Raw genomic sequence first — 7333 nt, forward strand, 5'->3', positions numbered from 1 at the left:
TTACCTGAAATGTGTTAAACATTTTACCCAAGATAATGAGCTTCCGCGCTCCCGGACTTATCTTGTGAAATTTATCTTTTGCAGGCATATTCTGCTACTCTTAAATCTTACAGCTATCTTAGCAATAGCAGACAGCGCCCCTCCCCAATTGTTGAGAAAAATTTATGCCTGCGATCGCACAATCTCCCAATTTACCCATTTTACAAGAAATCAACTCAGGATTACCCAACATTTGCGGCTCCGAAGCGGAAATCAGTGCCGCAGCCAATAGCAACGAACCAATCTTTCTACCTACCACAAATCTGCGCCTGGAAAATATTCAAGCCGGATTCGCCTGCGCGCTACATATGCACCAACCGACAATTCCAGCAGGTGCAAACGGCGAACTGATCTGCAATCTCCAGCATATGTTTGAACATCCCAACCAAGGAGATAACCACAATGCCGGAGTCTTTGCTTGGTGCTATTCTCGCATGGGAGAATTCATCCCCCAACTAATTGCTGAAGGTTGCAATCCGCGAATTATGCTCGACTATTCGGGCAACTTATTGTGGGGATTGCGCCAAATGGGACGCGACGATATCTTTGATAATCTCAAGCGGATTACCTGCGATCCTCAATATCAACCTCACGTAGAATGGCTGGGTACAATGTGGAGTCACGCCGTCATTCCCTCAACTCCAATCCCCGATATCAAGCTCCAAATTCAAGCATGGCAACATCATTTTGCGGCAATTTTTGGCATTGATGCTCTGAAGCGCGTTAAAGGTTTTTCACCCCCAGAAATGCACTTTCCAAATCACCCAGATACACTTTACGAATACATCAAAGCTTTGAAAGAATGCGGCTATCGCTGGCTGATGGTGCAAGAACATTCTGTAGAAAATCCAGACGGTTCGGGATTGTCGCAAGACCAAAAATATATTCCCAACCGTTTGGTTGCCCGCAATTCTCGCGGCGAAACAATCAGCATCACTGCTTTGATTAAAACTCAAGGTTCGGATACGAAATTGGTCGGTCAAATGCAGCCTTATTACGAAGCCAAAGGACGGAATAAGCAACAAATTGGTAGCGTCACAGTTCCTTCTTTAGTCACTCAGATTGCCGACGGCGAAAATGGCGGCGTGATGATGAATGAATTTCCCAGCGCCTTTGTCAAAGCTTGGCACGAAAACCGCGAACAAGGCGGCGGAAAATCCGGTGTTGTCGGTTTAAACGGTACTGAATATTTGGAGATAATTGAAGCGGCGGGCGTTAATCCTGATGATTATCCGATTTGTCAAGGGGTTAACCAGCACAAAATCTGGCAGCTAGTCGATCCTGATAGTGCGACACCGGAAAAAGTGGAAAGTGCGATCGCCCAACTCAAGCAAATCGACCACAATTTTCACATGGATGGTGCTTCTTGGACAAACGATTTGAGTTGGGTGAAAGGCTACGAAAATGTCTTGGAACCGATGAATCTACTCAGCGCTGCATTTCACAAAAAATACGATCCGCTGGTGGAGCAAGATGCCGCCGTTACTAAGCAGTTTGAATACCAGCAAGCTTTGCTTTACAATCTGTTGGTGCAAACAAGCTGTTTCCGCTATTGGGGACAGGGAACTTGGACTGATTACGCCCGCGAACTTTACAACCGCGGCGCTGCTTTAATGAACTAGGAGAATTTATTGTAAGGTGCGTCAGAAACAAATTGTTCTATCGGCATCAAATATCGGCGCTGACGCACCCTACGCCTGTTGGCAAAGTCCGAACAATTACCAATTAGTAATTACCAATTACCAACTCCTACATTTCCTGCATCAGCCGCAAGTAATTCTGCCGCATCTGCGTCATATTTTCCATCATTCTATTAGCCATATCTTTCTCAACATCGCTCATTTGCTGCCAAAATAAAGCCGATCGCCTCGCCATAATTGCTTCTTCCCACAACATTTCCAAAAGTTGCGCCGCCATTGGGTTTTCAGCATCGATAATCCCGCACAATTGCTGGAATGCCCGGTTGGCTTCACTGTGACTACCAACATCCTGAGCCAGCGTCAGGCATTTTTTGAGTTGGACGATCGGGTTTTCAGAAGAGTAAGCCATAATTTCACTAAGATAAGCTACAAAATTTACGCTGATACCTTTGACATTACTAGAGTTGTGACACAGCCGTACAGTTCCCTACATACCACCGCCAAGGCAAATCAATCCCTTGAGAAATCCCGATCCGCGTAGTTTGCACAAAATTTATTCTACCCTCCTCCACAGCTTGCTGAAATTGCTCGCTCCGGTGTTCCAACCGCAGGGGTTGGCCTGCACCCAAGGGAAAACCGCTTAAAGTTCGATCGATCAGCAGTACCTTACACAGTTTCCCAGGCCCGGCGGCGAGGCGCGATCGCTTCTTCTCAGGAATTCCAGCGAATTCTTTGGGAACCGCATCTAGCTGCAAAGCTCGAATCAGCACGCCACTAGCAACTCCCTCTGCATCCGTCACCACGTTAAAACAGTGATACATCCCGTAGATTAAGTAAACGTAGCTCATACCCGGAGGCCCGAACATCACCTCATTGCGAGGAGTGCGTTGTCGGTAAGCGTGACAAGCGGGATCTCCGGGCCCGTAAGCTTCGGTTTCGACAATCATTCCCCGAATTGTCTCGCCGTCAGGAAACTGCCGCACCAGCGAGCATCCCAGTAAATCTGGCGCTACGCTGGTAGATGGCCGCGCCAGCCAAAAAGATTCTACAATCTGAGTATTTGCACTCACTCAACAACAGCAGGTAAATTATGGACGTTAAGTTAGTTTTAGCAGTCTTGACAGCAGTTTTCACCGTTTGCTGTCTGTTCTTTGGCACAAAAAACGGATTCTACGATACTGACAAGTATCACGGTAACGGTTCTGCTCACTAATTTTAGGCGATTGTTAGTTGCTTAAAAAAAACCGCCGCCTGTCAGTCAGCCGGCGGTTTTTTTTATGAACCACAGAGGCCACAGAGGACACAGAGAAAGAGAAACAGAGAGCGGAAAGAATGAAAAGAAGTTGACAAGTAATGACACACCAGATTGTTTTATGGGCTGCCATTAAGGGTGAATTTTGCCCTTAATGGCATTTGAGTTTCTTGCAAGCTAGCATTCTCTAATTCTGCCCATACCGGCCAATTTCAGCGAACTGTCGCTCGCCGCTCCGTTGCTTTTATATTTAAGCCAAATACTGCATTTTCTGGGGTGTTCTGTTCTGGAACAGCGGTGACATTAACATCCATATTTGCTCTTTGACTATTAGCATCAATGTTGAAAGTGATGCCCATACATCCCAAATCAGATTCGCTCAGGTTGGATTTATTTTATTTAGCATTTTGAGGTTGGCATTTGCAAATTTTGCTTCTGATAATTTAGCACCTTCTAAGTTGCCTCCCTGCAAGTTGAGTCGTTGCAAGTTGACTCCTTGTAAGTTGCTTTTACTAAAATTGCATTGGTGACACTGTTGGCTTTGCAGCAATTCCTTAAGTTTGTTGTGTTGGTTATAAAAAATTAGATTGTTTGCCACAGTAAATACAAATGCGATCGAAAATCCAGCAGTAAATAAATTATTTATTTTCCTAAATATCCGAAAAGCTTCGGGGGCTTGGTCTCGCTGTTAAGAGATTTCTACAATAGTGCGATCGACCTCTCCAGAACTCCCACGAAAAAATTGCAGCCATCTCTCACAAGGAGTCTGGCGCAATTAAACACCGCAGAACTTATAAATCCCGCCTCCTTTCCCTCGCTAGTGCTGCTTTGAGCTTGGCAATCGCCCCCTCCGCCTGCTTCACTTTCCTTTGAGCAGTTCATAAACGGAATTTATTTTTACCCGAAGGCGCGCATTTGCATATACCTCCAGACTGAAATAAAAGAAACTTTATTTATATCCCTGGAATGAGTAAATCATCAAGAGATTTGAGGATAATTAATCTAGAAACGCAATACCGTACCTGCGCTGTTGATAAATTCTCAGCAATTACTTTTTTGGTCAACATTGCTTTGAGACATTAATTTACTCTAAAAACAGTTGGCAGCAGCTCAGGTTCCTCAACCTCGCCAGAACACACCCTACCTATAATCCCGACAATTCGGAGCGGCAATGAACACAATCAAACCCGAACCCAAAAGATCGCGCTTCATGGCTCTGCTGCTGACAACGCTGCTGACCTTTCCCTTTGTGAGTGCTTGCGGTTCTGACGAGCGAACCTACACTCCCCCGCCGCCTGTTGACAACACTCGCGCTGGAGGAGTGCAAACTAATCGCGCCCCCAGTCCAACGCCCCAAGCGAAAAAAGGACTGAGCAATGCTCAAAAAGTAGGGATTACTTTAGCAGGAGCCGCCGCCCTTTACTACATCTACAATCAGTACAAAAATAAACAAGAAAAGGGGCCGCAGGGAAAACATTACCTTTCCAAAAACGGTCGCGTTTACTACCGCGATGCCCAGAATCGCGCGGTGTGGGTAACGCCCCCGCCGGGAGGAATTACAGTTCCGGAGTCCGAGGCAGTGCGTTACCGCGAATTCCAGGGGTACAACAACCAAAATACTGGTCGAGACCTTACTAGCTTGCCTGAAGCTACAAGTCCTGTTCCGGCACAGTAGTCTAAGCATTTGAGATTTTAGATTGCAGGTTCCCTGACTTTCAATTAAATGTGGGATTGCCAATCTAAAACAGTCGTTTTTCAACACCTAAAAAAGAGGAACTTTATCATGGTAGACGGATTTTTGCGGAAGTTAAAAGATGCGATCGTTGGGCCAGACAGCGAGCAATTCGATCCTGACGGCAATTACCAAGATGCCTCAAATCCCGGACAGTACGGCAACGTGACTCCAGCCAGCGAAGACCCCTACGGCGACCCGGCTGACTACGGACAGTTCGGCAACCTCACTCCAGCCAGCGAAGACCCCTACGGCGACCCGGCTGACTACGGACAGTTCGGCAACCTCACTCCGGCCAGCGAAGACCCCTACGGCGACCCGGCCGACTATGTAGCGGATGCTGGAATGTTCGGCAACCTGACTCCGGCCAGCGAAGACCCCTACGGCGACCCGGCGGATGAGGAAGGGTTTAGTTAATTGAAATACTCACCTGCCTGAAGGCGCGGTGATTGTTGGCGCTTCATAGCGTTGGCTTGCAGCAAGCAATTCGCTTATTTTTGCTTATGTATGCTACTATTCTCTACATGGCATACGTACCACTCAGAAAAGCAGTCGAATTTCTGGGGTTGCATCCACACACATTAAGAAAATATACAGGCGAAGGGAAGCTCAAAAGCATCAAAAACGAAGCAGGGCAACGACTCTACGATGTCGAGTCCTACCAGCGCGGTGCAACTAGAACTACCGTTGTTTGCTACTGTCGCGTCAGTTCACCAAAGCAGCGAGACGACCTCGCCCGACAAGCTGAAGTCATGCGACAGCAATACCCCGACGCCGAAATCATCCAAGATATCGGGTCGGGGCTTAACTTTAAGCGAAAAGTGCGATTCGTTTAACCTAAAACAAGCCAAAAGGCTTGTGGGACGGTTAGCCTAACTGCTTAGGCAGGTAGTGACAACTGGTTACATTTGTAGGTGAACCGCCGTGCGGTAAGTCCTATCCTCCAAGTGCAGGAGTGAAAGCATAACCGTTATGAAAGACTTACCCAAAACTACCCATAATTAGACAGTCTGGTGCTTACTTCCTGCTTCATCCAGAACTGTCGGCAGCACTCTGTCCACAGGCATTCCACGGTCTAACTGACCGCTGTTTCCAAATTCATGGAAGCGTTTAAATCTCGGTCAATCTCAAGACCGCAATGGTCACACTTAAACACTCTTTGAGCTAGCGAGAGTGTTTCTTTTACTGTTCTACACTCTGAACAAGTTTTAGAGCTTGGGAACCATCTATCAACTACGACTAACTCAGAACCATACAACTGACACTTATACTCAAGTTGTCTGCGGAACTCGTAAAAGCTCATATCTGCAATAGCTTTGGCTAGTTTATGATTAGACAACATTCCTGACACGTTTAAGTCTTCAATCCCAATCTTGCTGTGGTTATTGGCAAGATAAAATGTCAACTTGTGCAACGTATCAAAGCGAATATTGGCAATCTTCCGATGTAGTCTAGCTATCTTGATTTGAGCTTTTTTCCAGTTATGGGAACCTTTGACCTTGTGGCGATTAAGCCATTGCAGTCTTGAGAGCTTTTTCTGATATTTGCGATAACTCTTAGCACCTTCAAACACCTCACCAGTTGACAGTGTAGCCAGAGTTTTGAGCCCAAGGTCAACACCAACAATAGGGAGTTGCTGCGTAGCTGCCAACGGTTCAATCTCAAGAATCCAACTCACAAACCATTTATCGGCTGTACGGCTGATCGTGAACGACTTAGGTTTTCGGTCAACTGGTAAGCGCTCATAGGTTTTAATCCAACCGATTACAGGAATTTTGACTCGTAAGTGGTCAACAGCCAAAGAACCATCAACAGTGAAACTGTCGGTACGTCCTTTTTTCTTAAATCTTGGTGGTTGTTTGATTTTCTTGAACGCTTGCTTCCAAGCTTCTGACAGTTGCCTTAAAGCATACTGGGGAGCGCATTTACTCACCTCATAATACCAAGGGCATTCAGGCTTAACCATTGCCACAAGTAACTTGTGAAGGTCTACCGCAGTCGGGAACTTGAGCTTGTCTTGTGGATTAGCTTTATTATGGTCAAGGATGTTTTTGGTTAACCATAATCCCCAATTCCAGGCGTGACGGGCAACACCACAATGCTTTGCTAACTGCGTCCGTTCTTGATTGTTGACTTTAAGTTCCGTCTTGAAACCTAGTAGCATTTATCGACTTAGTGCTACAGTCTGTATGTAGGTTAACTCACAAATGCAGGATTGTCAATGCCTTTTCAAAAGGGGAATCAACTGGGAGCTAAAAGGCAACTGAACCGACCATTAGACAAAGAAGCGATCGCATTTAAGGGTTATGAGGGACAAAAGGAAAAACTAAAAGCCGTCCCAAACTGGCAGGAACGACTTAGAGAATTTGTCGCTCAACTTCTATTAGACTTACCCAGAAATGAGTAACGATGGGTAATTCTGTCCAGTAATTAAGTTACAGCTTCTATCCCCTAGTTTAATGGGTAGCAACCAATAGGCTAAAGCGGGGTTAAAAGGCAGAACTACTAGGAGCCGAACCCGGTAACTGTCGAGCAAGAGTCCATGCGTAGCGAAAGCAAAGATGTGTCTGAACCATCGTTATGAAGAATGGTGGGCGTTGCTGAATTGAGGTATGATTTGTGCGGTTAAGGGATGTTTTGGCTACCCGATTTGCCTCCTTTGAGTGTGAT

The 7333-nt window shown here is 46.1% G+C and carries 12 protein-coding genes; 6 read left to right on the forward strand and 6 right to left on the reverse strand.

Going from position 1 to position 7333, the window contains the following annotated elements; genetic code table 11:
• Positions 1-164 precede the first annotated feature (164 nt).
• Positions 165-1661: a glycosyl hydrolase family 57 gene (locus QUA50_RS20560; protein ID WP_333266376.1), complete on the forward strand. Its 1497-nt coding sequence runs from the start codon at positions 165-167 to the stop codon at positions 1659-1661.
• A gap of 127 nt (positions 1662-1788) precedes the next feature.
• On the opposite strand, the gene QUA50_RS20565 is transcribed toward QUA50_RS20560, so the two are convergent.
• Both QUA50_RS20565 and QUA50_RS20570 read right to left on the reverse strand, forming a co-directional pair.
• Positions 1789-2088 (reverse strand): hypothetical protein, encoded by a 300-nt coding sequence (locus QUA50_RS20565; RefSeq protein WP_333051735.1) that lies wholly within the window; start codon positions 2086-2088, stop codon positions 1789-1791.
• A 49-nt stretch (positions 2089-2137) separates the two neighbouring features.
• Entirely contained in the window at positions 2138-2749 is a 612-nt protein-coding gene (locus QUA50_RS20570) for a DNA-3-methyladenine glycosylase (RefSeq protein WP_333266378.1), read from the reverse strand.
• A gap of 20 nt (positions 2750-2769) precedes the next feature.
• On the opposite strand from QUA50_RS20570, the gene QUA50_RS20575 reads away from it, so the two are divergent.
• Positions 2770-2892, forward strand: a complete 123-nt coding sequence (locus tag QUA50_RS20575; RefSeq protein ID WP_006633228.1) for a hypothetical protein — start codon at positions 2770-2772, stop codon at positions 2890-2892.
• Between the two features lie 251 nt (positions 2893-3143).
• Here the strand turns inward: QUA50_RS20575 and QUA50_RS20580 are convergent, their stop codons facing one another.
• The 3 genes from QUA50_RS20580 to QUA50_RS20590 all read right to left on the reverse strand — a co-directional run bounded on the left by QUA50_RS20580 (position 3144) and on the right by QUA50_RS20590 (position 3813).
• On the reverse strand, positions 3144-3290 hold the full coding sequence (locus QUA50_RS20580) for a hypothetical protein (protein ID WP_333266380.1): 147 nt from the start codon (positions 3288-3290) through the stop codon (positions 3144-3146).
• A gap of 20 nt (positions 3291-3310) precedes the next feature.
• Positions 3311-3529, reverse strand: a complete 219-nt coding sequence (locus tag QUA50_RS20585) for a pentapeptide repeat-containing protein (RefSeq protein WP_333298947.1) — start codon at positions 3527-3529, stop codon at positions 3311-3313.
• A gap of 101 nt (positions 3530-3630) precedes the next feature.
• Positions 3631-3813: a hypothetical protein gene (locus tag QUA50_RS20590; RefSeq protein ID WP_333409730.1), complete on the reverse strand. Its 183-nt coding sequence runs from the start codon at positions 3811-3813 to the stop codon at positions 3631-3633.
• A 289-nt stretch (positions 3814-4102) separates the two neighbouring features.
• On the opposite strand from QUA50_RS20590, the gene QUA50_RS20595 reads away from it, so the two are divergent.
• The 3 genes from QUA50_RS20595 to QUA50_RS20605 all read left to right on the forward strand — a co-directional run bounded on the left by QUA50_RS20595 (position 4103) and on the right by QUA50_RS20605 (position 5499).
• Positions 4103-4606, forward strand: coding sequence for a hypothetical protein (locus tag QUA50_RS20595; protein WP_333266381.1), 504 nt, complete (start codon positions 4103-4105; stop codon positions 4604-4606).
• Between the two features lie 108 nt (positions 4607-4714).
• Positions 4715-5080, forward strand: a complete 366-nt coding sequence (locus tag QUA50_RS20600; RefSeq protein ID WP_333298946.1) for a translation initiation factor — start codon at positions 4715-4717, stop codon at positions 5078-5080.
• A gap of 35 nt (positions 5081-5115) precedes the next feature.
• On the forward strand, positions 5116-5499 hold the full coding sequence (locus QUA50_RS20605; protein ID WP_333266385.1) for a MerR family transcriptional regulator: 384 nt from the start codon (positions 5116-5118) through the stop codon (positions 5497-5499).
• Positions 5500-5738: 239 nt separating this feature from the next.
• Here QUA50_RS20605 and QUA50_RS20610 read toward each other — a convergent pair whose 3' ends face one another.
• Entirely contained in the window at positions 5739-6827 is a 1089-nt protein-coding gene (locus QUA50_RS20610) for an RNA-guided endonuclease TnpB family protein (RefSeq protein WP_333266387.1), read from the reverse strand.
• Between the two features lie 57 nt (positions 6828-6884).
• Between QUA50_RS20610 and QUA50_RS20615 the strand changes: the two genes are divergently transcribed.
• Entirely contained in the window at positions 6885-7070 is a 186-nt protein-coding gene (locus QUA50_RS20615) for a hypothetical protein (RefSeq protein WP_333266389.1), read from the forward strand.
• Positions 7071-7333: the final 263 nt, after the last annotated feature.

It is taken from the genome of Microcoleus sp. M2_D5, from assembly GCF_036701935.1.
Classification (GTDB): domain Bacteria; phylum Cyanobacteriota; class Cyanobacteriia; order Cyanobacteriales; family Microcoleaceae; genus Microcoleus.

Excerpts from the sequence above, each read along its gene's own strand:
- QUA50_RS20560 (WP_333266376.1), top strand. The coding sequence starts at position 165 with ATGCCTGCGATCGCACAATCTCCCAATTTACCCATTTTACAAGAAATC.
- QUA50_RS20565 (WP_333051735.1), bottom strand. The coding sequence starts at position 2,088 with ATGGCTTACTCTTCTGAAAACCCGATCGTCCAACTCAAAAAATGCCTG.
- QUA50_RS20575 (WP_006633228.1), top strand. The coding sequence starts at position 2,770 with ATGGACGTTAAGTTAGTTTTAGCAGTCTTGACAGCAGTTTTCACCGTT.
- QUA50_RS20580 (WP_333266380.1), bottom strand. The coding sequence starts at position 3,290 with ATGGGCATCACTTTCAACATTGATGCTAATAGTCAAAGAGCAAATATG.
- QUA50_RS20590 (WP_333409730.1), bottom strand. The coding sequence starts at position 3,813 with ATGAACTGCTCAAAGGAAAGTGAAGCAGGCGGAGGGGGCGATTGCCAA.
- QUA50_RS20595 (WP_333266381.1), top strand. The coding sequence starts at position 4,103 with ATGAACACAATCAAACCCGAACCCAAAAGATCGCGCTTCATGGCTCTG.
- QUA50_RS20600 (WP_333298946.1), top strand. The coding sequence starts at position 4,715 with ATGGTAGACGGATTTTTGCGGAAGTTAAAAGATGCGATCGTTGGGCCA.
- QUA50_RS20610 (WP_333266387.1), bottom strand. The coding sequence starts at position 6,827 with ATGCTACTAGGTTTCAAGACGGAACTTAAAGTCAACAATCAAGAACGG.
- QUA50_RS20615 (WP_333266389.1), top strand. The coding sequence starts at position 6,885 with ATGCCTTTTCAAAAGGGGAATCAACTGGGAGCTAAAAGGCAACTGAAC.